At 70.9% G+C, this 21,822-nt stretch carries 24 protein-coding genes and 1 tRNA gene; 16 read left to right on the top strand and 9 right to left on the bottom strand.

Annotation, left to right across the window (positions count from 1 at the left end):
- The first annotated feature begins 139 nt into the window (after nt 1-139).
- Together AB1K56_RS01035 and AB1K56_RS01030 are read left to right on the top strand one after the other, a co-directional pair.
- Nucleotides 140-1,354, top strand: coding sequence for a cell wall metabolism sensor histidine kinase WalK (locus tag AB1K56_RS01035; RefSeq protein ID WP_136586640.1), 1,215 nt, complete (start codon nt 140-142; stop codon nt 1,352-1,354).
- Nucleotides 1,351-2,034: a response regulator transcription factor gene (locus AB1K56_RS01030; protein ID WP_136586639.1), complete on the top strand. Its 684-nt coding sequence runs from the start codon at nt 1,351-1,353 to the stop codon at nt 2,032-2,034. Before AB1K56_RS01035 ends, AB1K56_RS01030 begins: the two co-directional genes overlap by 4 nt.
- Before the next feature lie 69 nt (nt 2,035-2,103).
- Here the strand turns inward: AB1K56_RS01030 and AB1K56_RS01025 are convergent, their stop codons facing one another.
- Nucleotides 2,104-2,667: a DNA modification methylase gene (locus AB1K56_RS01025; protein ID WP_371204153.1), complete on the bottom strand. Its 564-nt coding sequence runs from the start codon at nt 2,665-2,667 to the stop codon at nt 2,104-2,106.
- Between the two features lie 173 nt (nt 2,668-2,840).
- Here AB1K56_RS01025 and AB1K56_RS01020 point away from each other — a divergent pair, with 173 nt between their 5' ends.
- Entirely contained in the window at nt 2,841-3,323 is a 483-nt protein-coding gene (locus AB1K56_RS01020) for a CarD family transcriptional regulator (protein ID WP_013585821.1), read from the top strand.
- Between the two features lie 89 nt (nt 3,324-3,412).
- Entirely contained in the window at nt 3,413-4,615 is a 1,203-nt protein-coding gene (gene ispD, locus AB1K56_RS01015) for a 2-C-methyl-D-erythritol 4-phosphate cytidylyltransferase (RefSeq protein ID WP_371204152.1), read from the top strand.
- 8 nt (nt 4,616-4,623) lie between these two features.
- Here the strand turns inward: ispD and AB1K56_RS01010 are convergent, their stop codons facing one another.
- On the bottom strand, nt 4,624-5,085 hold the full coding sequence (locus AB1K56_RS01010; RefSeq protein ID WP_371204151.1) for a GNAT family N-acetyltransferase: 462 nt from the start codon (nt 5,083-5,085) through the stop codon (nt 4,624-4,626).
- 113 nt (nt 5,086-5,198) lie between these two features.
- Here AB1K56_RS01010 and cysS point away from each other — a divergent pair, with 113 nt between their 5' ends.
- From cysS to AB1K56_RS00995, 3 genes are read left to right on the top strand one after another with little or no spacing between them, the layout of a single operon-like run.
- Nucleotides 5,199-6,596, top strand: coding sequence for a cysteine--tRNA ligase (gene cysS, locus AB1K56_RS01005; RefSeq protein ID WP_371204150.1), 1,398 nt, complete (start codon nt 5,199-5,201; stop codon nt 6,594-6,596).
- Nucleotides 6,589-7,587, top strand: coding sequence for a 23S rRNA (guanosine(2251)-2'-O)-methyltransferase RlmB (gene rlmB / locus AB1K56_RS01000; RefSeq protein ID WP_264631870.1), 999 nt, complete (start codon nt 6,589-6,591; stop codon nt 7,585-7,587). Before cysS ends, rlmB begins: the two co-directional genes overlap by 8 nt.
- Before the next feature lie 25 nt (nt 7,588-7,612).
- Nucleotides 7,613-8,254, top strand: coding sequence for an NAD(P)-dependent oxidoreductase (locus AB1K56_RS00995; RefSeq protein WP_371204149.1), 642 nt, complete (start codon nt 7,613-7,615; stop codon nt 8,252-8,254).
- Nucleotides 8,255-8,464: 210 nt separating this feature from the next.
- On the opposite strand, the gene AB1K56_RS00990 is transcribed toward AB1K56_RS00995, so the two are convergent.
- A complete protein-coding gene (locus AB1K56_RS00990) occupies nt 8,465-9,787 on the bottom strand; it encodes a DUF4032 domain-containing protein (protein ID WP_136586633.1) in 1,323 nt (440 codons plus the stop codon).
- Nucleotides 9,788-9,869: 82 nt separating this feature from the next.
- Entirely contained in the window at nt 9,870-10,973 is a 1,104-nt protein-coding gene (locus AB1K56_RS00985; RefSeq protein ID WP_264631850.1) for an ABC transporter ATP-binding protein, read from the bottom strand.
- 213 nt (nt 10,974-11,186) lie between these two features.
- Between AB1K56_RS00985 and AB1K56_RS00980 the strand changes: the two genes are divergently transcribed.
- The 3 genes from AB1K56_RS00980 (at nt 11,187) to AB1K56_RS00970 (ending at nt 12,708) form a co-directional block, all read left to right on the top strand.
- On the top strand, nt 11,187-12,146 hold the full coding sequence (locus AB1K56_RS00980; protein ID WP_136586631.1) for a thioredoxin domain-containing protein: 960 nt from the start codon (nt 11,187-11,189) through the stop codon (nt 12,144-12,146).
- A gap of 66 nt (nt 12,147-12,212) precedes the next feature.
- Nucleotides 12,213-12,587, top strand: coding sequence for a hypothetical protein (locus AB1K56_RS00975; RefSeq protein ID WP_371204148.1), 375 nt, complete (start codon nt 12,213-12,215; stop codon nt 12,585-12,587).
- Nucleotides 12,588-12,635: 48 nt separating this feature from the next.
- A tRNA-Thr gene (locus AB1K56_RS00970) sits at nt 12,636-12,708 on the top strand.
- Between the two features lie 37 nt (nt 12,709-12,745).
- On the opposite strand, the gene AB1K56_RS00965 is transcribed toward AB1K56_RS00970, so the two are convergent.
- The 3 genes from AB1K56_RS00965 to AB1K56_RS00955 all read right to left on the bottom strand — a co-directional run bounded on the left by AB1K56_RS00965 (nt 12,746) and on the right by AB1K56_RS00955 (nt 15,473).
- A complete protein-coding gene (locus tag AB1K56_RS00965) occupies nt 12,746-13,219 on the bottom strand; it encodes a nucleoside deaminase (protein ID WP_371204147.1) in 474 nt (157 codons plus the stop codon).
- A 68-nt stretch (nt 13,220-13,287) separates the two neighbouring features.
- Entirely contained in the window at nt 13,288-13,569 is a 282-nt protein-coding gene (locus tag AB1K56_RS00960) for a hypothetical protein (protein ID WP_371204146.1), read from the bottom strand.
- A 14-nt stretch (nt 13,570-13,583) separates the two neighbouring features.
- Nucleotides 13,584-15,473, bottom strand: a complete 1,890-nt coding sequence (locus tag AB1K56_RS00955) for an amylosucrase (RefSeq protein ID WP_371204145.1) — start codon at nt 15,471-15,473, stop codon at nt 13,584-13,586.
- Between the two features lie 138 nt (nt 15,474-15,611).
- Here AB1K56_RS00955 and AB1K56_RS00950 point away from each other — a divergent pair, with 138 nt between their 5' ends.
- On the top strand, nt 15,612-16,553 hold the full coding sequence (locus AB1K56_RS00950; RefSeq protein ID WP_371204144.1) for a DMT family transporter: 942 nt from the start codon (nt 15,612-15,614) through the stop codon (nt 16,551-16,553).
- Between the two features lie 126 nt (nt 16,554-16,679).
- Here AB1K56_RS00950 and AB1K56_RS00945 read toward each other — a convergent pair whose 3' ends face one another.
- The gene (locus AB1K56_RS00945) at nt 16,680-17,249 is read right to left on the bottom strand and encodes a nitroreductase family protein (RefSeq protein ID WP_167494180.1); all 570 of its coding nucleotides are present in this window, start codon (nt 17,247-17,249) and stop codon (nt 16,680-16,682) included.
- Complete coding sequence (gene msrB, locus AB1K56_RS00940) at nt 17,246-17,665, bottom strand: peptide-methionine (R)-S-oxide reductase MsrB (protein WP_136586625.1); 420 nt, start codon at nt 17,663-17,665, stop codon at nt 17,246-17,248. The genes AB1K56_RS00945 and msrB overlap by 4 nt, the downstream gene beginning before the upstream one ends.
- Before the next feature lie 71 nt (nt 17,666-17,736).
- Here msrB and AB1K56_RS00935 point away from each other — a divergent pair, with 71 nt between their 5' ends.
- The 5 genes from AB1K56_RS00935 to groL all read left to right on the top strand — a co-directional run bounded on the left by AB1K56_RS00935 (nt 17,737) and on the right by groL (nt 21,752).
- On the top strand, nt 17,737-18,726 hold the full coding sequence (locus AB1K56_RS00935; RefSeq protein ID WP_371204143.1) for a DUF2332 family protein: 990 nt from the start codon (nt 17,737-17,739) through the stop codon (nt 18,724-18,726).
- Between the two features lie 10 nt (nt 18,727-18,736).
- Nucleotides 18,737-18,991 carry a DUF3263 domain-containing protein gene (locus tag AB1K56_RS00930; RefSeq protein WP_371204142.1) on the top strand — a complete coding sequence of 85 codons (255 nt, stop codon included), beginning with the start codon at nt 18,737-18,739 and terminating at the stop codon, nt 18,989-18,991.
- A gap of 35 nt (nt 18,992-19,026) precedes the next feature.
- Nucleotides 19,027-19,629 (top strand): LytR C-terminal domain-containing protein, encoded by a 603-nt coding sequence (locus tag AB1K56_RS00925; protein WP_136586622.1) that lies wholly within the window; start codon nt 19,027-19,029, stop codon nt 19,627-19,629.
- A 131-nt stretch (nt 19,630-19,760) separates the two neighbouring features.
- Nucleotides 19,761-19,961 carry a cold-shock protein gene (locus AB1K56_RS00920; RefSeq protein ID WP_076676782.1) on the top strand — a complete coding sequence of 67 codons (201 nt, stop codon included), beginning with the start codon at nt 19,761-19,763 and terminating at the stop codon, nt 19,959-19,961.
- A gap of 171 nt (nt 19,962-20,132) precedes the next feature.
- On the top strand, nt 20,133-21,752 hold the full coding sequence (groL, locus tag AB1K56_RS00915) for a chaperonin GroEL (protein WP_076676780.1): 1,620 nt from the start codon (nt 20,133-20,135) through the stop codon (nt 21,750-21,752).
- The last annotated feature ends 70 nt before the right edge of the window (nt 21,753-21,822 follow it).

Genomic DNA, 21,822 nt, shown 5'->3' with positions numbered 1-21,822 from the left:
TGGGTGTCCCGCAACCCTCGGGGATTCTTCCCAGCGAAGGTTAACGAGTGGTGCTGTGACAGTGAATAGTAGCCTCTGCCGCGGCCCGGGCGGGGGTGAACGGCGGGTGACGTCGCATCCGTCCCTTTACGCTGTGGATATGGAACAACCGCAGCTCTCGCTGCTCGCGCTCCTGGCGGGTCTCCTCATCGGGGCCGCGGTGGTCGGCCTCGTCGCCGGAGCCATCCGCTCCCGGAACCGCACCCTGGCGCAGACCTCGACCGAGGTGCCGGAGGGCGTGGAGGCCATGCTGGATGCGATGGACGACCCCGCGTTCGTGTGCGACACGTCGTCGACGGTGCTGGCGCTCTCTCCCGCGGCGGAGGTCTTCGGCGTGCACGCGGGCGAGGTCATCGCGAGCGAGGAACTCAAGCGCGTCGCACGCGTCGCCCGCGACACCGGGGCGGGGATCGCGGAGAACCTCCGGCTGCGCCGCGGCGCGGCTCCCGCCGAACCGAGGCTCGTCGCCGTGCGGGCGACGCCGATCTCGGGGCGCCTCACCCTCCTGGTCCTGCGCGACATCACCGAGCGCGAGCGCGTGGAGGAGATGCGGCGGGACTTCGTCGCCAACACCAGTCACGAGCTGAAGACGCCGGTCGGCGCCGTCAGCCTTCTGGCCGAGGCGATCGAGTCGGCCGCCGACGACCCCGCCCAGGTGCGTCACTTCTCGACGCGCCTGCAGGCCGAGGTGACCCGGCTGAGCGCTCTCGTCAACCGCATCCTGAGCCTGTCGCGTCTGCAGGCGGCCGATGAACTGCGCGACGTGCGCGACGTCTCGATCGACGAGGTCGTGACCGCCGCCGTCGAGGCCTACGCCGTACAGGCCGATGCCGCCCAGGTGACGGTGGTGCGCGGCGGGACCAAGGGGCTGTGGGTGCGCGGAGAGCCGCAGATCCTCACCGAGGCCCTCGGCAACCTGGTCGCGAACGCGATCGCCTATTCGCCGGAGGGGTCGAAGGTCGGCGTGGGGGTCAAGCTCGACGACGGCGTCGTGGAGATCGCCGTGACCGACCGCGGTATCGGCATCCCCGAGAGCGACCAGCATCGGGTCTTCGAGCGCTTCTACCGCGCCGACCAGGCGCGCTCGCGGCGCACGGGAGGCACGGGCCTCGGCCTGTCCATCGTCAAGCACGCGGTCCAGCGGCACGGCGGCGAGGTCCGACTCTGGTCGAAGCCCGCGCGCGGCTCGACCTTCACCATCCGCCTTCCGCTGTCCGAGACCCCCGATCTCGACGGCACCCGCTCCAAGCCGCGTCGCAAGGGCCGCAAGGCCACCGCAGCGATCGCCGTACCCGTGAAGGGAGACACCGCATGACCCGCGTTCTGATCGTCGAGGACGAACCCGATCTCGCCGACCCGCTGGCCTACCTGCTGCGCCGCGAAGGCTACGAGGTCGAGATCGCCGAGGACGGCGCCCTCGCCCTCTCGGCCTTCCGCGAACGGGGGGCGGACATCCTGCTGCTCGATCTCATGCTGCCCGGGATGCCGGGGACCGAGGTCTGCCGCCAGCTGCGGCTGACGTCGCAGGTGCCGATCATCATGCTCACCGCGAAGGACTCCGAGGTCGACATCGTGGTGGGCCTCGAGCTCGGCGCCGACGACTACGTCACGAAGCCGTACTCCACGCGCGAGCTGCTCGCGCGGATGCGGGCGGTCCTGCGGCGGCGCTCGCCCGAAGAGAGCGACCTCGACGACCGCGTGCTGTCGGGTGGACGGGTGGTGCTCGACATCGACCGGCACACGGTGGCCGTCGACGGCAGCGAGATCAACATCCCCCTCAAGGAGTTCGAACTGCTCGAGGTCCTGATGCGCAACGCGGGTCGCGTCCTCACCCGCGGTCAGCTGATCGATCGGGTGTGGGGCACCGATTACTTCGGCGACACCAAGACGTTGGACGTGCACATCAAGCGCATCCGGTCGCGCATCGAGCGCAACCCGAGCGAGCCCAGCATGCTCGTCACCGTCCGCGGTCTCGGCTACCGCTTCGAGGCCTGAGGTCCGGTTCCCGCGATCCGGAAACGACGAAGGCGCCGACGGAGACCGTCGGCGCCTTCGTCGTTCGTGTCAGGACGCGGGAGTCGCGGAAGACGACGGCGTCACGGTCGGCATGACCGGGACCGGGGTCACCGAGAAGGACGGCGCGGGCGTCGGCGCGAGCGTCGAGAGGTAGGCGAGGGCGCCGTCGAGGACGGGCACCTGCATGAGCGATCCCTCGCCGTCGCCGGACTGGAAGTACACCGGGACGGTCGAGCCGGGGACGGCGTCGATGTCGTTCAGGCGCAGCGGCTCGGTGTCGGAGGTGAGGTCGCCGAGGCTGAGCGTCTTGTTCGCGGGCACGATGACGTTGGACTTCACCGCGGAGGAGCCCTCGCCGACCTCGATGCGCAGCGTGAGCGAGTCGGAGGTGTCGTTGACGATGGCGGCCACGAGGTTGCCGGTCGTTCCGTCTTCGTCGGCCACGATGAGCGCGTTGCGCACGTGCAGCGGGCCGGAGTCGGCGGGGACGTTCACGCCGTCGGAGGCGGAATAGTCGATGGTGGTCGCCTGCGGTGCGATGAGGTTGCACCCCGTCGTGCCCAGCACGACAGCGGCACCCACGGCGATGGACGCGATCAGGCGCGTTTTCACGGATCCTCCAAGAACGGCAGACGACATCGGAATCATCCTACGGGGTCCGAGGCGGCGACCCGGCCCCGTCGCCGCCGTACGGGCGCACGGGAGCAGGAGGGGTGCGGAGTGGGCGGAACCTTAGCGCATGCGGGCCTGTGGTATCCTGGATGTTGCCGAAAGGACATAACTCCATGCTTTTTGAGGTTGGCGAGACCGTCGTTTACCCGCACCATGGCGCGGCCACGATCATCGAGGTCAAAGAACGCGTTATCAAGGGCGAGACGAAGAAGTACCTGAAGCTCAACGTCACCCAGGGAGACCTCGTCATCGAGGTCCCTGCCGACAACGTCGACCTCGTCGGCGTCCGTGACGTGATCGGCAAGGAGGGTCTCGATCGCGTCTTCGACGTGCTGCGCGCGCCTTTCACCGAGGAGCCGACCAACTGGTCGCGTCGCTACAAGGCGAACCTCGAGAAGCTCGCGTCGGGCGACGTCATCAAGGTCAGCGAGGTCGTTCGCGACCTGTGGCGCCGCGACCAGGACCGCGGTCTGTCGGCGGGCGAGAAGCGCATGCTGGCCAAGGCGCGCCAGATCCTCGTGTCGGAGCTCGCTCTGGCCGAGAAGACCGACGAAGACCGTGCGAGCGTCGTGCTCGACGAGGTCCTCGCGTCCTGACGCCTCACGATCGGCGCGCACCCTCCGAGGGGTGCGCGCCGATCGTCGTCGCGGGCACGGGCGGGGCGTCGCCGCGCTAGCGTGAACGGGTGACTCTCACTCCGGTTCCGCGCCTCGCGGTCATCGTCGTCGCCGCCGGCTCCGGCTCCCGCCTGCGCGGGGGAGCGCCGAAGGCCTTCGTCGGCCTCGACGAGCGCAGCATCCTGCATCACGCCCTGCGGGGAGTCTTCGCCGCCGAGGCGGCCCAGGTGGTGGTGGTCGTCCCCGACGGGTTCGAGGGGGAGGCGCTCACCGACGCGCGGGACGCGGCGGGCGACCGGACCGACCTGGTCACCGTGGTCACGGGCGGCGCCACGCGACAGGAGTCCGTCGCGGCGGGCCTGGGAGCCCTCTGGGCCGATGTCGAGATCGTCCTGGTGCACGACGCAGCGCGGGCTCTGACCCCGCGCGCGGTGTTCGATCGCGTGGTCGCAGCCCTCGACGCCGGTGCCGTCGCGGTCATCCCGACGCTTCCCGTCGTCGACACGATCAAGCGCGTCGACGCCGAGGGTCACGTGATCGCGGCGGTCGACCGCTCCGAGCTCGCCGCCGCGCAGACGCCCCAGGGGTTCCGTCGCGACGTGCTCGAGGCGGCGTTGCGCAGCGCGGACGACGACCACACCGATGACGCCGCGGCGGTGGCATCCGCCGGTCATCCGGTCCTCACCGTCGAGGGCGACGCGGCGGCGTTCAAGATCACGACGGCCCCCGACCTCGAGCGCGCGCGGGCGATCGTCTCGGAGCGTCCCCTCGCGGCGACGGTCGCCGCCCCGGCGCAGCGGGGTCCGCAGGTGGGCATCGGGACCGACGTGCACGCGTTCGGCGGTGACGGCACGCTGTGGCTCGCCGGACTCGAATGGCCGGGCGAGGTCGCGCTGTCGGGTCACAGCGACGGAGATGCCGTCGCCCACGCGATCGTCGACGCCCTGCTCGCCGCCGCCGGCCTCGGCGACATCGGTACGCACTTCGGCGTGGATCGCCCCGAGTTCGCCGGCGCCCACGCCGACGCATTCCTCTCGCACACGGTGGGTCTGCTGTCGGCGGCGGGCTGGCGCGTGGGCAACGTCTCGGTGCAGGTGCAGGCCAATCGTCCGCGCTTCGCCGCGCGGCGCACCGAGGCGGAGCGCGCACTCGCGGCGGCCCTGGGCGGCGCCGCGGTCTCGGTGAGCGCCACCACGACCGACGGTCTCGGTTTCACCGGGCGCAGCGAGGGCGTCGCCGCCTTCGCGACCGCCCTGGTCCTGCCCGCCTGAGCCCCTCGTCAGAGGCGACGGGTCATGAAGGTCGACAGCGGGTCGGCCGCGTACGGCGGGAACGGGCCGCACTCCTCGAATCCCTCGCTCAGGTAGAGCCGGCGGGCGGGGACGAAGTCGTCGGTGCTCCCCGTCTCGAGCCAGAGGCTCTCGATTCCCCGCTCACGCGCATCGTCGACGATGCGGCGGAGGATCGCCCGGCCGACACCCCGCCCGAGGAACGCATCGACCACCCGCATCGACTTCAGTTCCGCGCGGTCCGCGCCGAGGTCCTTGCACGCGCCGATTCCCGCGAGGTCGCCGTCGACCCACGCCGACCACATCCGGATGCCGTCGGCGGCGAGCCCGTCGACATCGAGCGCGTGCACGCTCTCGGCGGGCGTGTTCGCGAACATCCCCGCCAGGTGCGCGGTCACGAGGGCGCGGACGGCGGGGGAGGACGGATCGTCGGGGCGGATCTCGAGGGTCACCCCGGCACCCTAGTGCGCGGGTGTTTCGAGCGGGAGTCCGCGCCCCGAGCGCACGGAGCGGCGGCGCGCGGCCGACACGGGTCGTGGTCGGGGGCGGCCGGTAGGCTGAGAGGGTGACCGTTCGGCTGTATGACACGAAAGCGCAGGCTCTGCGCGACTTCGTCCCTCTCGACCCCTCGAACGTCACCCTCTACGTCTGCGGCCCGACCGTGCAGTCGGGCCCGCACATCGGGCACGTGCGCGCCGCCCTCGCGTTCGACCTGCTCCGTCGTTGGCTCGCCCATCGCTACGGGCGGGTCACGTTCGTGCGCAACGTGACCGACATCGACGACAAGGTCCTCGCCAACGCCACTCCGGCGGAGCCGTGGTGGGCCCTGGCCTACCGCATGGAGCTCGAGTTCACCCGGGCCTATGCCGCCGTCGGCATCCTTCCCCCCACGTACGAGCCGCGCGCGACCGCGTCGGTCACGCAGATGCAGGAGCTGATCGGCGAGCTCATCGATCGCGGTCACGCGTACGCCGCCGCGGGCGACGTCTATTTCGACGTGCGGTCGTGGCCCGCCTACGGCGAGCTGACCCGGCAGGGCTTGGATGCCATGGAGCCCGCCGCCGACGCCGATCCGCGCGGCAAACGCGACCCGCACGACTTCGCGCTGTGGAAGGGCGCCAAAGACGGGGAGCCGCAGTCGGCGATCTGGGCCTCGCCGTGGGGCCCGGGGCGACCCGGGTGGCACATCGAGTGCTCGGCCATGTCGCGGCGCTATCTCGGTCCCGAGTTCGACATCCACGGGGGCGGGCTCGATCTGCGCTTCCCGCATCACGAGAACGAGATCGCGCAGTCCACCGCCGCGGGCGACGCCTTCGCCCGGTACTGGGTGCACAACGGCCTCGTCACCGTCGACGGGCAGAAGATGTCGAAGTCGCTCGGCAACTTCACCCTCGCCGCCGACGTCCTCGCCGCGCACGACCCGCAGGTCGTGCGTTACGCCCTCGCGGCGGCCCATTACCGCTCGAACCTAGACGTGTCGGATCGCGCCTTCGCCGAGGCGTCCAGCGCGCTCGAGCGCATCTCGACCTTCCGCGAGCGCGCGTCGCGACTCCCCGCCGCCGCCGATGGGCGCACGGACGAACCGGGGGAGATCCCCGCGGCCTTCGCGGCCTCGCTCGACGACGACCTCGGGGTGCCGCAGGCGCTCGCCACCCTGCACGAGACGGTGCGCGCCGGCAACAGCGCCATCGACGCGGGCGACACCGCGGCGGCGATCACCGCCGCGCGCGCGGTCACTGCGATGCTGCGCGTCCTGGGGCTGGACACCGCGGCACCCGCCGCCGCGACGGGAGCGGTCGACACCGCGCTCGACGCCCTCGTGCAGGAGATGATCGCGCAGCGCGCCCGCGCCCGCGCCGACAAGGACTGGGCTGCCGCCGACCGCATCCGCGATGCCGTCGCCGCCGCCGGAATCACGCTGGAGGACACTCCGGCCGGAACCAATTGGAGTATCGATGTCTAAGCCTGGACGCCCGGGAGCACGCAACCCCGGCAAGAAGAAGGGCCCCCTGAAGGGCACCGGCGGGCATTCCCGCAAGGCGCTCGAGGGCCGCGGGCCCACGCCCAAGGCCGAGGACCGCGCGTGGCACCCCGCCGGTAAGCGCAAGGCCGCCCAGGAGCGGTACGCCGCGGCCGGCGGCAAGGCGAAGCCGGGCGTGCGCGCCGTCGGCGGCAACCCGAACCGCAAGAGCCCCAAGGCCTCCGACGACACCGAGACGGTCACCGGCCGCAACTCGGTGCTCGAGGCGCTGCGGGCGAAGATCCCCGCGACCGCGATGTACATCGCGCAGCGCGTCGAGATGGACGACCGCGTGAAGGAGATGCTGTCGATCGCGACGAACCGCGGCATCCCCGTCCTCGAGGTCACCCGCCCCGAGCTCGACCGCATGGCCGGCTTCGACGGCGTGCACCAGGGCGTCGCCCTGAAGGTGCCGCCGTACTCTTACGCGCACCCGCAGGACCTGCTCGAGCAGATCATCGACCGCGGCGAGGTTCCGCTGCTGGTCGCCCTCGACGGCGTGACCGACCCCCGCAACCTCGGCGCGATCATCCGCTCCACCGGTGCGTTCGGCGGTCAGGGCCTGATCATCCCGCAGCGCCGTTCGGCGAGCGTCAACTCGGCCGCGTGGAAGACGAGCGCGGGAGCCGCCGCGCGCATCCCCGTCGCCCTCGCCGCCAACCTCACGGCCACGCTCAAGGAGTTCAAGAAGCAGGGCGTCTTCGTCCTGGGTCTCGACGGCGACGGCGACGTGTCGCTGCCGGCCCTCGAGCTCGCCGACCGTCCCGTCGTGATCGTGGTGGGTTCCGAGGGCAAGGGCCTCTCCCGCCTGGTCACCGAGACGTGCGACCAGGTCGTGTCGATCCCGATCTCGACCGCGACCGAGTCGCTGAACGCCGGTATCGCGGCATCCGTCGCGCTCTACCAGGTGTCGACGCTGCGCGCCGCGAACTGATCCCCGCCCCTCAGGAAGGAACGTCATGCCCCGTATTGCCGTCATCGGAGGAACCGGCTACGCCGGTAGCCACATCGTCGCCGAGGCCGCACGTCGCGGTCACACCGTCGTGTCGGTCGCGCGGTCGGTTCCGACCGAACGCGTCGAGGGCGCGACCTACCTCGAGGGGACCGTCCTCGACGTCCCCGGTCTCGTCGCGCAGCTCGAGGGTGTCGAGGTCGTCGTGTCGGCGGTCGCGCCGCGCGGCGACATGGAGGGCAAGCTCCGCCCCGCGATCGCCGAACTCGTCACGGCCCTGCCCGAGAACGTGCGCGTGGGCGTCGTCGGCGGTGCGGGCGGTTCGCTCGTCTCCGAGGGCGGACCGCGCCTGATCGACACCGACGGCTTCGCCGAGGAGTACAAGCCCGAGGCGCGCGAGGCCATCGGCATCCTCGAAGACCTGCAGGCCGACGACACCGGGCGCGATTGGTTCTACGTGCACCCGGCCGGAGGCTTCGGCGCGTGGGCTCCGGGGGAGCGCACCGGGTCGTATCGCGACGGCGGCGACGTCCTCGTCGTCGACGACAACGGCGACTCCTTCATCGGCGGTGCGGACTTCGCGGTCGCCGTCGTCGACGAGATCGAGAACCCGAAGCACTCGCGCGGACGCTTCACCGTCGGTTACTGAACCGTTCCGTCACGACGAGGCCGTGGCATCCCGGGTCGATCCCGGATGCCACGGCCTCCGTCGTTCCGGGACGATCACGCCGCCGCGGCCCCGGTCGGGCGCGAGATCACACGATCGGCCCGAGATCGCCCGATCGGTACGTGTGCTCTCGGCCCGAGCGTGTGATCTCGTGCGACGGCGACGGCGAGGACGCGGGCCGCGGGCCGCGGCTCAGACGAGATCGCGCCAGTCGACCAGGTCGGTGTCGGTGGTGGGGACCTCACCGGTGGCCGGAGCGTCGGCGTCGGACACCGTGGGGATCGACATCGTGTCGGTCGGCGGACCCATCACGGTCGCCTCGTCGCGGCGGTGGCGCAGGACGTCGTCGATGTATGAGCTGACGACCTCGGCGAGGGGGACCGAGCGCCCGCGCGCCTGCGACATGTACCACCGGTGCTCCAGCACCTGGTGGAACACCTCGGCGGGCTCGAGCTTGGCGCGCAGATCCCACGGGATGGCCATGACGATGGGCTCGAAGACACGGGTCAGCCACTCGTGGGCGACCATCTCCTCGTCGGCGCCCAGTCGCGAGACGCGCGCGCGGAACTCGTCGAGGTCGTTGAGCAGACGGCGCGCCTGGTTCTCTTCGACGTCGAGGCCCGTCAGGCGCAGGAGGCGGCGCTGGTGATGACCGGCATCGACGACCTTCGGCTGGATCGAGACCTGCGTGCCGTCGCTCGCGGTGCGGATCGACATCTCGCCGATGTCGAAGCCGAGGGCGTTCAGGCGATGCACGCGCTCGGTGATGCGCCACGACTCGTCGACCGCGAACGACTCCTTGTCGGTGAGGGCGCCCCACAGCGAGTGATACGACGATACGAGCCCGTCGGCGATGGCGACGGCATCCACCCCGCCCTCGAGCCGGCCGCCGGCTTCGAGGTCCATGATCTCGCCGGCGATGTTGGTGCGGGCGATGTCGAGGTCGTGGGCCCGCTGTCCGGGGCTGAGGCGGTTGCCGTGCAGCTCGCCGGTCTCGGCGTCGACGAGGTAGGCGGCGAACTCGCCGGCATCCCGTCGGAAGAGCGTGTTCGACAGCGAGACGTCGCCCCAGTAGAAGCCCACGTTGTGCAGGCGCACCAGGAGCACGGCGAGGGCGTCGACCAGACGCGTGGCCGTGTGCGGGCGCAGCACCTGCGTGAACAGGGCGCGGTAGGGGAGCGAGAAGCGCAGGTGGGCGGTCACCAGGGCCGCGGGGAGCGGACGGCCCGAGGCGTCGGTGCGTCCGGCGATGACCGCGACGCGGTCGACGCACGGGGCGGCGAGACGGTCGAGGTTGCCGAGCATGTCGTACTCGCGGCGGGCCATCTCCTCGGTGGTCTCCTTGATGGCCACCACGCGGCCGGAGAGGTTCGCGAAGCGCACGAGGTGACGGGAGATGCCCTTCGGCAGGGCGACGATGTGGCTGCTCGGCCAGTCGGCCAGGCCGGTCGACCACGGCAGCTGCAGAAGACCCGGGTCGACGGTGCTGGCGGTGATGCTGAGCGATTCGGACACGGAAACCTCCGGGAAAACGGTGCGGCGCGCCCCCGGCCCGACCAGGTCGGGATGCCGAGGACGCGCCGCGTCGATGCGTGGGTCAGGCGGAGGCGATGGCCCGGTCGGTCAGGCGCTCGCCCGACTCGAGGTCGAACACGTGCACGTGTCCGGGGACCGGGGCCAGCACGACCGTCTCGCCCGCGTTGGGGTGACGGCGACCGTCGACGCGAGCGACGAGGTCGGTGCGCTTGCCGTTGATGTCGACGTGACCGTAGAGGTAGCCGTCGGCGCCGAGCTCCTCGACGAGGTCGACGACGACCTTGAGGCCGCGGCCGTCGGCCGGGGCGACCTGGATGTCCTCGGGACGCACACCGATGGTGACCTCGGAGCCGTGGGCCTTGCCGATGGTGTCGGCCTCGACGGGGACCACGAGGTCGCCGAACTGCACGCCGCCCTCGGCCAGGTCCGCGGTGAAGAGGTTCATCGCGGGCGAGCCGATGAAGCCGGCCACGAAGACGTTCTTGGGGGTCTCGTACAGGTCGCGCGGGGTGCCGACCTGCTGCAGCAGACCGTCCTTGAGGACCGCGATGCGGTCGCCCATGGTGAGGGCCTCGGTCTGGTCGTGCGTGACGTAGACCGTGGTGACGCCGAGGCGACGCTGGAGCGAGGCGATCTGGGTGCGCGTCTGGACGCGGAGCTTGGCGTCGAGGTTCGACAGCGGCTCGTCCATGAGGAACACCTGGGGCTGACGGACGATCGCGCGACCCATGGCGACGCGCTGACGCTGACCACCCGAGAGGGCCTTGGGCTTGCGGGTGAGGTACTGCTCGAGGTCGAGGAGCTTGGCGGCCTCGAGGACGCGGGCCGCGCGCTCCTCCTTGCCGACACCGGCGATCTTGAGCGCGAAGCCCATGTTCTCGGCGACGGTCATGTGGGGGTACAGCGCGTAGTTCTGGAAGACCATCGCGATGTCGCGGTCCTTCGGGGGCACGTCGGTGACGTCGCGGTCGCCGATGAGGATGCGACCCGAGTTGACCTCTTCGAGGCCGGCGAGCATGCGCAGCGAGGTGGACTTACCGCAGCCCGAGGGGCCGACGAGGACGAGGAACTCGCCGTCTGCGACGTCGAGGTTCAGCTTGTCGACCGCGGGGCGGGTTCCGCCCGGGTACAGACGGGTTGCGTTGTCGAAGGTGACGGACGCCATGTTTTCTTCTCCTTCACCGGCAGGTACGTGCCGGACGATCCGTAGTGAATGGAATGAACGGGGGCGACCCCGTGCGCCCGACGTTGGACGCAGGGTCAGTATCGCACGTGTCTGGCCATTTCTCAGCCAGCCTCGTTAGCATCGTTGATCGTTCGCCCCACCCGCGCGTTCCCCCCGATTTCATGCGGCAGTCGTTTATGCCCGGAAGGTTTCATGTCCCACGACCAGACCCCGAACGTTCCCGCCGAACGCGACCGTCGCGAAGCGGTGCGCGAGAAGGCGCAGCAGGTCAAGGCCAAGCAGACGCGCTGGCGCATCGCGCGGCGCTCGATGCTGGCCGTCGGGGCCGTGGCGGTCATCGCCGTGGGTGCGGTGGGCGTCTCCGCGGCGCTGAACTCCCGTGAGGCCCGTTCGCAGGCCCTGCCCGACGCGGCGACCGACGACGGTTTCGTCGTGACCACGGCGACCGGTGTGGCCGACCCGCTCGCCGATCAGACCGTCGACGGCAGCGCCGCGACGATGTCGGCGGATGCCGCGCCCTCGGCCGCCCCGACGCCGGAGCCCACCGGTTCGGCGGCCCCCGTCGACATCCGCGTGTACGTCGACTACATGTCGACCGAGGCGCACGAGTTCCAGGCGGCCAACGCCACCCAGCTGTCGAAGTGGGTCGACGACGGTGCCGCGACTCTCACCTACTACCCGGTCGCCATGCTGACCTCCAAGTCCAACGGGACGAAGTACAGCCTGCGCGCCGCGGGCGCGGCCGCGTGCGTCGCGACCCACGCGTCCGACCGCTTCTTCGCCTTCAACCACGAGCTGCTCACGAACCAGCCCGCGGTGGACTCCGACGGGTACAGCGACCAGCAGCTCGCGGACATGGCGCAGGGCGCCGGCGTCAGCGACGTCGCCACGGTGCGCGACTGCATCGAGGACGAGACCTACACGTCGTGGGCCAAGGCCGCGACCGACCGCGCCATCAAGGGCCTGCCCGACACCGACGGGCGCGCGCTGACGGCGACGCCGACGGTGCTCGTGAACGGAACCGAGTACGTGGGCAACATGGACGACGCGAAGGAGTTCGCCCAGTTCGTGCTGACGGTCGACAGCAACGCCTACTACTCCACGGCCACGCCCACTCCGGCGGCATCCGCGCCCGCCACCCCCGTCGGCTGACCGGCCGACGCATCCCGGCAGGCCGACCGCCCCGTGCGGTCGGCTTCCTTATGAGATTCTGGTGACATGAACGACGAGCTCGAGGACTCCCCACCGCGGCGGTCCGGTGATCAGTTGCGGGTGTGGGTCAGCGAGTTCCTCGGGCAGGGCCACGCCGTGTCGGGCACCATCAAGGTGGTCGCTCAAGAAGACGCCGACCGTCAGGACACGGGCCTGGTCGTGATGAACCTGCGCAACACCACGGCGTCGATCTACATGCAGCCGCGCGGTTACGACGACCCCCTGTGGGAGGCGACGCTCACCGCCCGCCCCGAGGACCTCACGCTGAGTCCGCACGACATGGCGAGCCTCGCCGCGGAGCTCGTCATCGCCGGGAACCTCTGCTCCTTCCTGCAGTTCAAGTCCCTCGAGTGGGATCGCGAGAGCGGCCGGCACGCCTGACGACGTCGCGCGTCGTAGACTCGTTCGCCGGGGCGCTCGTCGCCCCACGCCGGCTTGGCGCAATTGGTAGCGCACCGTACTTGTAATACGGGGGTTGCAGGTTCAAGTCCTGTAGCCGGCACCGACTCGTTTGCGCGGTCCTCGCGCGCGGCCGGGGATCAGGATCCGTGACGCGCGGTCCACTCCCGGAACGGCGCCGTCGCGTCATCCACGCGGATCTGCTCGGCGGGCAGCGACCGGTCCTCGGGCGCCTTCGCGTACTCCCCGTAGAACGTCGCGAGCGTCATCAGCCGGTTGCCGTCCTCGTAGTGCTCGCCCTCCTCGTCGCGCGTCACGGCGTAGAAGAGGCGGTCCGGCTGGGCGTAGTACACCGCGCCGAGGCACATCGGGCACGGGTAGGCCGTGACGTACATGTCGTGACCCGAAAGATCGGTGAGGCCCTTCTCGGCGGCCGCACGGATGGCGCGGATCTCGGCGTGCGCCGTGGGGTCCCCCTCCTGGGCGACGTGGTTGACCGCCTCGACGACGATCTCGCCGTCCTTCACGATGAGGCAGGCGAACGGCTTTCCTCCGGCATCCACGTTGTCGTGGGCGCGGGAGACGGTGAGGGCGGACAGTTCCTGGTGGTTCATGCCTCGACGCTAGGCGCCGGCTGCGTGCGCGAGCCGGGCTGTGCGGAGAGGGCTATCCGTGCTACCGGTCACGACAGGGCGCGCGCGAGGGCGACGAGGAACACCCCGGCCGCGGCGATCGTCACCAGCCCCGCGAGCAGAGCCCCGGCGATCGCGAGCGCGCGCAGGGGTCCCGGGCGCGACCCGGCCTCGCCGGCGAAGAGCAGCGCGGCGACGCCGACGGCAAGCATCACGAGATCGCCGACGAGGCCCCCGGGCGCCCAGACGACCGCCGCCAGAGCCGCCAGTCCCGCGACGAGCGCGATGACGTGACGGACCTGGTGGCGCGGTGATCCGGCGGCGGAGGTCACGGTGCGGCTCCCCGTCAGCGCGGGCGCACGCGGAGCCACCGCGAGCCGTGGGCGCCGAGGGTGAGACCTGCTCCGAGCCAGATCGGTGCCGACGTGACGAGGTCGAGGGCCTCGGGAGCCAGACCCGACAGCGTCAGGGGGTCGATCTCGACCGCGGAGTCCGCGACGTTGGCGATCACGAGCACGCTGAACCCGTCGTCGCCGGGGCGGAGGAACGCGACGACCGACGGCACGCGGGCGTCGAAGGCGATCAGCTCGTTGCCCGCGAACTCGGGCGTCGACCGGCGGACGGCGAGCAGCCGCGTCAGGCGCGAGAACACGCGACCGGCGGGGGTGGTCGCATCCGTGCGCTCGGCGTACGCCTGAGCGGGGCGGAAGGGCCGGTGCACCCACCGGCTGTCGCCCGCCTCCTCCGGACGGCCGGAGTAGCCGTAGTCGTTGAGCTGGGCCACCTCGTCTCCGAGGTACAGCAGGGGGATGCCGCCGGTCGACAGGGCGAGCGCGTGGGCGAGGATGACCCGGTCCTCCCCGCCGGCGTCGCCGGCCTCGATCCCGGCGAGGGATGCCGTGGTGCCGGTGACGCGCGCGTCGCCCGTGCGCGGGTTCTCCTGGAACGGCACGCCGCGCGCGAACGTGCCGGGGGCGCGGCCCACGTAGAAGTCGTTGAGGAAGCGCCGGTGCGGGTATCCGTCGATGCCGAGCTCGGCGGCATCCTCGTCGGCGAAGGTCCAGCCGATGTCGTCGTGGCTGCGCACGTAGTTGACCCACGCGGTGCCTTCCGGGAGGGCGTGACGGCGCTCGAGGGCCTGCTGCAGCAGGCGACCGTCGCGGGTCGCGAGGGCCTCCCAGGTGAGCGCCATCTGCAGGGGGTTGTAGGAGATCTGGCACTCCTCGGGCGAGATGTACGACACCACCTCGTCGGGGTGCACGATCGCCTCCGACTTGAACAGCAGTCCCGGGGCGGCCATGCGCAGCACCGCGTTGAACGCCTGCAGCAGCAGGTGCGCCTCCGGCAGCGACTCGCACGTCGTGCCGAGCCGCTTCCAGATGAAGGCCACGGCATCCATCCGCAGGATCTCCACGCCCTGGTTCGCGAGGAACAGCATCTCTCCGGCCATCGCCTCGAAGACGGCGGGGTTGGCGTAGTTCAGATCCCACTGGAAGTGGTAGAACGTCGCCCAGATCCAGCGACCGTCGTCGAGCTGCACGAACGACCCGGGGTGGTCGTCGGGGAAGATCTCGCGCGTGGTCCGCTCGTACGCGTCGGGCATCTCGCGGTCGGGGAAGATGAGGTAGAAGTCCTCGTACCCCGCCTCGCCGGCGATCGCCTTCTGCGCCCAGCGGTGCTCGTTGCTGGTGTGGTTGAAGATGAAGTCCACCACCAGCGAGATCCCCGCGCGGCGCAGCTCGGCGGCGAGCTCGGCGAGCTCCGCCATGGTGCCGAGCTTCGGATCGACCCGCCGGTAGCTCGAGACCGCGTAGCCGCCGTCGCTGTTGCCCTCGGGGCTCTCGAACAGCGGCATGAGGTGCAGGTACGTCAGACCGAGCTCGCGGAAGTACGGGATGGACTCGCGGATGCCGCTGAGTCCGCCCGCGTACCGATCGACGTAGCAGACGCCGCCGAGCATCCGCTCGTTCTCGAACCACTCCGGATCGCTTTCGCGCGCACGGTCGAGCGCCTTGAGGTCGGCGGGCCGGGATGCCCAGGAGCGTCGGGCGAGGTCGACCACGGAGGCCAACCGCTCGAAGCCGTCGGCGCGCTCGCCGTAGAGGCGGGTGAACAGGTCGTGGAGGCGCGGCAGGTGCACCTCGACGTGGGCGAGGAAGGTGCGGTCGACGTTGTCCGCCGTCAGGTCGGCGAGGATCGCCGAGACGTCGTGGGAGGAGCGCTGGAGCTGTGTCACGGGGAAAGCCTGGCGTATGCCGGGCCCATCCGTCGACAGCGGCGCGGGGTGGGCCCACCGGGGCGCGGCACCCGGCGCCGGGCGGACGCCCCCGTACGATCGAGCGGGGCCCCGGTGCGGGCTCGAGGGAGGAGAGTCGTGTCGGAGCGCGGAACGATCGGCGTCGCCGTCGGCGGAGCGGTGCTGATCGGGGCCCTGACGGCCCTGCAGGCGCGCATCAACGGCACCCTTGGCGCCGAGATCGGCGACGGATTCGTCGCCGCCGCGATCTCTTTCGGCTCGGGACTCGCGATTCTCATAATCCTGTCGGCGCTCCTGCCCGAGGGGCGACGCGGGTTCGGACGGCTGGTGGACGGCATCCGCTCTCGATCCGTGCCGCCGTGGATGCTGCTGGGAGGGCTCGCGGGCGCGTTCACCGTCGCCAGCCAGGGCCTGACGGTCGCCACGATCGGGGTGGCGCTGTTCACGGTCGGTTTCGTGGCGGGGCAGACCACCGGCGGTCTCGTCCTCGACCGGATCGGCTACGGGCCCGCGGGGGTCGTGCCGGTCACGGTGCGCCGGGTGGTGGGCGCGCTGCTGGCGATCGGGGGCGTCGTGGTGTGCCTGTCGGGCGATGCGCTCGGCGGGGTTCCCCTCTGGATGCTGATCGTCCCGGCCGTCGCGGGCGCGGGAGTCGCGTGGCAGCAGGGGACGAACGGCCGTCTGCGCGTCCGCGTGGAGAGCCCGCTCACCGCGACCCTGGTCAACTTCATCGGCGGGACCGTGGTCCTGCTCGTGGCGGCGTCGGTGCACGTCGGCATCGTGGGGGCTCCCCGCGTCGTGCCGACGGAACCGTGGCTCTACGTCGGGGGAGCGGTGGGAGTCGCCTACATCTTCTTGTCGGCGGTGGTCGTGCGACGCACGGGTGTGCTGCTGCTGGGTCTCGGGTCGGTGGTCGGCCTGCTCACGACCTCGGTGCTGCTGGACGCCCTGTGGCCCGCTCCCGCCGCACCCGCGACCCCCGTGGCCCTGCTCGCCGCGGCGGTCGCGATCGCCGGGGTCGTCGTGGCCGCCGTGCCGTGGAGGCGCCGGATCCGCTGAGCGCGCTCGGGGCGGATGCCACGCGACCACCCGGGTATCCGGGCTGCGCCCGCTCGATCGCTCCGCGAACGCGACGACGCCGCCGGCCGGAGCCGACGGCGTCGATCGCACAGGGACGGGCGGGGGTCAGAGGCGCGCCTCGTCGACCTTCCGCCGCTTCTTGCCCCCGGGCATGCGGGACAGGTGCTTCGCGGCATCCACCGTCTTGCGGCGGATCGGACGCGACATCGTCGGCTTGCCGCCCACGTAGAGCCAGCCCAGCAGCACCTCGTGCTTCGCGAGGCCGTGGGCCTTGGCCAGCACCTTGTGGCGCGTGTTGTCATCGGTGCGCCAGAACACCCCGAAGCCCGCCTCGTCGAGCACGAGGCTCAGCATGTGGGCGACCCCGGATGCCACGGCCTCCTGCTCCCACGCGGGGATCTTCTTGGAGCCGAGGTCGGCGACGACCGCGATGATGAGCGGGGCGCGGCGCGGCTTGGAGGAGTACCCCTTCTTGCCGTCCGCCTTGTTCAACGCGCGGGCGAGGATGTCGCGATCGGCCCCGCGGATCTCGATGAGCCGCCAGGGCTTGAGGCTCTTGTGATCGGCGACGCGTCCCGCGGCCGCGACGAAGGCCTCCAGCTCCGGTCCGGTGGGGGCGAGGTCGGTGACCTTCGACCACGACCGGCGGTCGCGCATCGCCTCGAGGGCGCTCATGCTCCGTCGGCGGGGGAGTCGGCGGGCGTGAAGTTCAGCGACAGCGAGTTCATGCAGTACCGGTCGCCCGTGGGGGTGCCGAAGCCGTCGGGGAACACGTGCCCGAGGTGCGAGCCGCAGTTCGCGCAGCGCACCTCCGTGCGCTGCATCCCGTGGCTGTTGTCGTCGAGCAGCTCGACGGCCTCGGGGCGCACCGACTCGTAGAAGCTCGGCCATCCGCAGTGCGAGTCGAACTTGGTCCCGCTCTGGAACAGTTCGGCTCCGCACGCGGCGCAGGTGTAGAGGCCGGCGCGGCTCTCGTCGAGCAGCTCACCGGTCCAGGCGCGCTCGGTACCCGCCTGGCGGAGCACCGCGTACTGCTCCGGGCTGAGCTCGGCGCGCCACTGGTCGTCGGACTTGTCGACGGCGTAGGTCATGTCTTCTCTCCTTCGTCTCCTCCATTGTCTCGTGCCCGGCGCCGCTCAGGTCGTACTGCGATGATTCGGGGGTGGATCAGGATGCCGTCGCCGCCGTCGTCGCACGATACGGGCGCTTCGCCCGCGACGAGGCGCCCGGGAGATCCGCCGTGTACGAGGCGTGGGCCCGCCGTGTGGTCGACGACGCCGACCTCGCCGCCGCGCTGGCCCGGATCCCCGACACGCGCCGTCAACCCCCGCTCGTCTTCGCCGTGACGCGCGTCCTCGGGGCTCCGACCGACGACGTGGACGCCTGGGCGCGGTGGGTCGTCGCGCACGCCCACGAGGTCGAGGCGCAGTGCCGGGTGCGCAGCGTGCAGACCAACGAGCCGCTCCGGTGCGCCGCGCTGCTGCCGGCGCTCGCACGCATCGAGGGTCCGATCGCGCTGCTCGAGGTCGGTGCGAGCGCGGGTCTGTGCCTGTATCCGGATCGCTACTCGTACCGGTACCACCGGGGCGACGAGGTGATCGCCCTCGACCCCCTCGACGGGCCGTCAGCCGTCGAGCTGCACAGTGCGCTGACCGGAGAGCCGACGTGGGCGATGCCCGAGATCGTCTGGCGCGCCGGCATCGACCTGAACCCGCTGGACGCCCGCGAGGACGACGACCGCGCCTGGCTCGCCGGACTCGTCTGGCCGGGGGAGCACGGCCGGCGCGAGCGCATCGTCGCGGCCCTCGACGTGGCCGCCGCGGATCCGCCGCTGCTCGTCGCCGGCGACGGCGCCGAGATGCTCCCGGCGCTCGCCGCGGAGGCCCCGCGGGACGCGACGCTGGTCGTCACGACGCCGGGCGTGCTCGCCCACGTCCCCCGCGCGGGACGCGAGGCGATCATGGATGCCGCGCGCGCCGCGGGCCGCTGGATCACCCTCGACGCCCCCGGGCTGCACGACGGGTGGACCACTCCGGCGCGACCGGAGCAGGGCGGGTTCCGTCTCGCCCTCGACGGCGAGATCCTCGCCGACGTCGATCCTCTCGGCGCGTGGGTGGCGTGGCATCCGGGACGGACGGGCCGCGCGCAGTAGCGTGACGAGCGTGCCTCTCTCCGACCGCGATCTCGCCTTACTCGCCTTCGAGGGTGAATGGCGTCGCCATGCGGGAGCGAAAGAGGAGGCGATCCGGGCCGAGTTCGGCCTGACGCCGGCCCGGTACTACCAGCTGCTCGGTCGCCTCATCGACACCCCCGAAGCCCTCGCGCACGACCCGATGCTCGTGCGGCGCCTGCGCCGTCGGCGCGACGACGCGGCCGCGCAGCTGCGGTCGCGGCTCGGTCGGACGGCCGCGCGCTGATCGGACGCGCAGACTCCGACCGATAGCATCGTCCAATGGCCAGTTCGACCTTCCCTCGGGATCGTTTCGACGACCTGCCGGACTCCACCGGCCGCGTCGGCGCGCACCGCGCGGAGAAGCCGCGTCTGCGCGGATGGATCGTGTTCTTGTGGGCGGCCATCGCGACGCTCGTGCTCATCATCGTCGGGATCTTCGGCACGCTCGTCGCCTCGGGGCGCATCACCTTCGGTTCCGACACCGCTCCGGTTCCGACGGTCTCGGCCGAGCCGACCGTCGCGGCCGTCGTCGACACGACCTATTCCGTGGTCGTGCTCAACGGCACCGGTCAGGACGGCCTGGCGGCCTCGGTACGCGACCAGATCGTGGCGGCCGGATGGTCGGGCGACACCGTCGAGACGGGCGACTCCGACTCGTCCGACTTCGCCCGGACCACCGTCTACTACCGCTCCGAGGGCGACGAGGCCGCGGCGCAGGGGCTCGCCCAGGCGATCGGCGGGGCCGAGGTGGCGCAGAGCGACTTCCTGCAGCCCACCGACGACCCGAACACCCCCGACGACGAGAGCGCCGTCAAGCGCCTCGTCGTGGTGATCGGCCTCGACCGCGCCTCCGGCGCGACCCCCTCGACGACCGCTCCCTGACCCCCGCTGCGCCGCGTGTTTCCGCGGCGTAACAAGTTGGGGGCACGCGCGTCAACAATGGCCGACGGGGCCCGTTCGGCGGCATCCCGCGTGCTTACGATGACCGAGTCATCCAGCAACAGGAGATTCGCATGACGCAGGGCACCGTCAAATGGTTCAACGCCGAGAAGGGCTACGGGTTCATCACCGTGTCCGATGGGCAGGACGTGTTCGTCCACTACTCGAGCATCGAGATGTCGGGCTTCCGGGTCCTCGAGGAGGGGCAGGCCGTCGAGTTCACGGTCGGGACCGGCCAGAAGGGCCCTCAGGCGGAGTCCGTGCGACTGGCCTGATCCGCTGTCGCGAACGCCGTGGCATCCCTCTCCGGATGCCACGGCGTTCGTCGTCTCACGGACGACGTCGTGGCTTGCACTCCCCAGGGGCGAGTGCCAGAATGAGTTAGCACTCGCTTTCGTCGAGTGCCAAAATCTGGAAGTCACCCGTCCGGGAGGGACGACACACTTATGGCAAAGATCATCGCTTTCGACGAAGAGGCCCGGCGCGGTCTCGAGCGCGGCCTCAACACGCTGGCCGACGCCGTCAAGGTGACCCTGGGCCCCCGCGGTCGCAACGTCGTGCTCGAGAAGAAGTGGGGCGCCCCCACGATCACGAACGACGGCGTCTCGATCGCCAAGGAGATCGAGCTCGACGACCCGTACGAGAAGATCGGCGCCGAGCTGGTCAAGGAGGTCGCCAAGAAGACCGACGACGTCGCGGGTGACGGAACCACCACCGCCACCGTCCTCGCCCAGGCGCTCGTGCGCGAGGGCCTGCGCAACGTCGCCGCCGGCGCCGACCCCATCTCGCTCAAGAAGGGCATCGAGAAGGCCGTCAAGGCCGTCACCGACGAGCTGCTCTCCTCCGCCAAGGAGGTCGAGTCCAAGGAGCAGATCGCCGCGACCGCGTCGATCTCCGCCGCCGACCCCGCGATCGGCGAGCTCATCGCCGAGGCCATCGACAAGGTGGGCAAGGAAGGCGTCGTCACCGTCGAGGAGTCGAACACCTTCGGCACCGAGCTCGAGCTCACCGAGGGCATGCGCTTCGACAAGGGCTACATCAACCCCTACTTCGTCACCGACCCCGAGCGTCAGGAAGCGGTCTTCGAAGACCCCTACATCCTCATCGCGAACCAGAAGATCTCGAACATCAAGGACCTTCTGCCCATCGTCGACAAGGTGATCCAGGAGGGCAAGGAGCTCCTCATCATCGCCGAGGATGTCGAGGGCGAAGCGCTCGCGACCCTGGTGCTCAACAAGATCCGCGGCATCTTCAAGTCGGTCGCCGTCAAGGCCCCCGGCTTCGGCGACCGTCGCAAGGCGCAGCTGCAGGACATCGCGATCCTCACCGGCGGCCAGGTCATCACCGAGGAGGTGGGCCTCAAGCTCGAGAACGCGACCGTCGACCTGCTCGGCCGTGCGCGCAAGGTCATCATCACCAAGGACGAGACCACGATCGTCGAGGGTGCCGGTGAGTCGGAGCTGATCGAGGGTCGCGTGACCCAGATCCGTCGCGAGATCGAGAACACCGACAGCGACTACGACCGCGAGAAGCTCCAGGAGCGCCTCGCGAAGCTCGCCGGTGGCGTCGCCGTCATCAAGGCCGGAGCCGCGACCGAGGTCGAGCTCAAGGAGCGCAAGCACCGCATCGAAGACGCCGTGCGCAACGCCAAGGCCGCTGTGGAAGAGGGTGTCGTCGCCGGTGGTGGCGTCGCGCTCATCCAGGCCGGCAAGACCGCTCTGGCGAACCTCGAGCTCTCGGGCGACGAGGCCACCGGTGCGAACATCGTCAAGGTCGCCATCGAGGCCCCGCTCAAGCAGATCGCGCTGAACGCCGGTCTCGAGCCCGGTGTCGTCGCCAACAAGGTCTCGGAGCTCCCCGTGGGCCACGGCCTGAACGCCGCGACGGGCGAGTACGGTGACCTGTTCGCGCAGGGCATCATCGACCCCGCCAAGGTGACCCGTTCGGCTCTGCAGAACGCGGCATCCATCGCGGGTCTCTTCCTCACGACCGAGGCCGTCGTCGCCGACAAGCCCGAGAAGGTCGCCGCTCCCGCGGGCGACCCGACGGGTGGCATGGACTTCTGATCCACGCCTGACGCCTGAGAACGCCCCCTCCTCCGGGAGGGGGCGTTCTTCGTTATGCGGGGCCGCGCCG

The sequence above is a fragment of the Microbacterium sp. BWR-S6Y genome (genome assembly GCF_041379845.1).
GTDB lineage: Bacteria > Actinomycetota > Actinomycetes > Actinomycetales > Microbacteriaceae > Microbacterium > Microbacterium hydrothermale.
The sequence above is the reverse complement of the archived record's forward strand: the minus strand, read 5'-3'. Positions and strand labels throughout refer to the sequence as shown.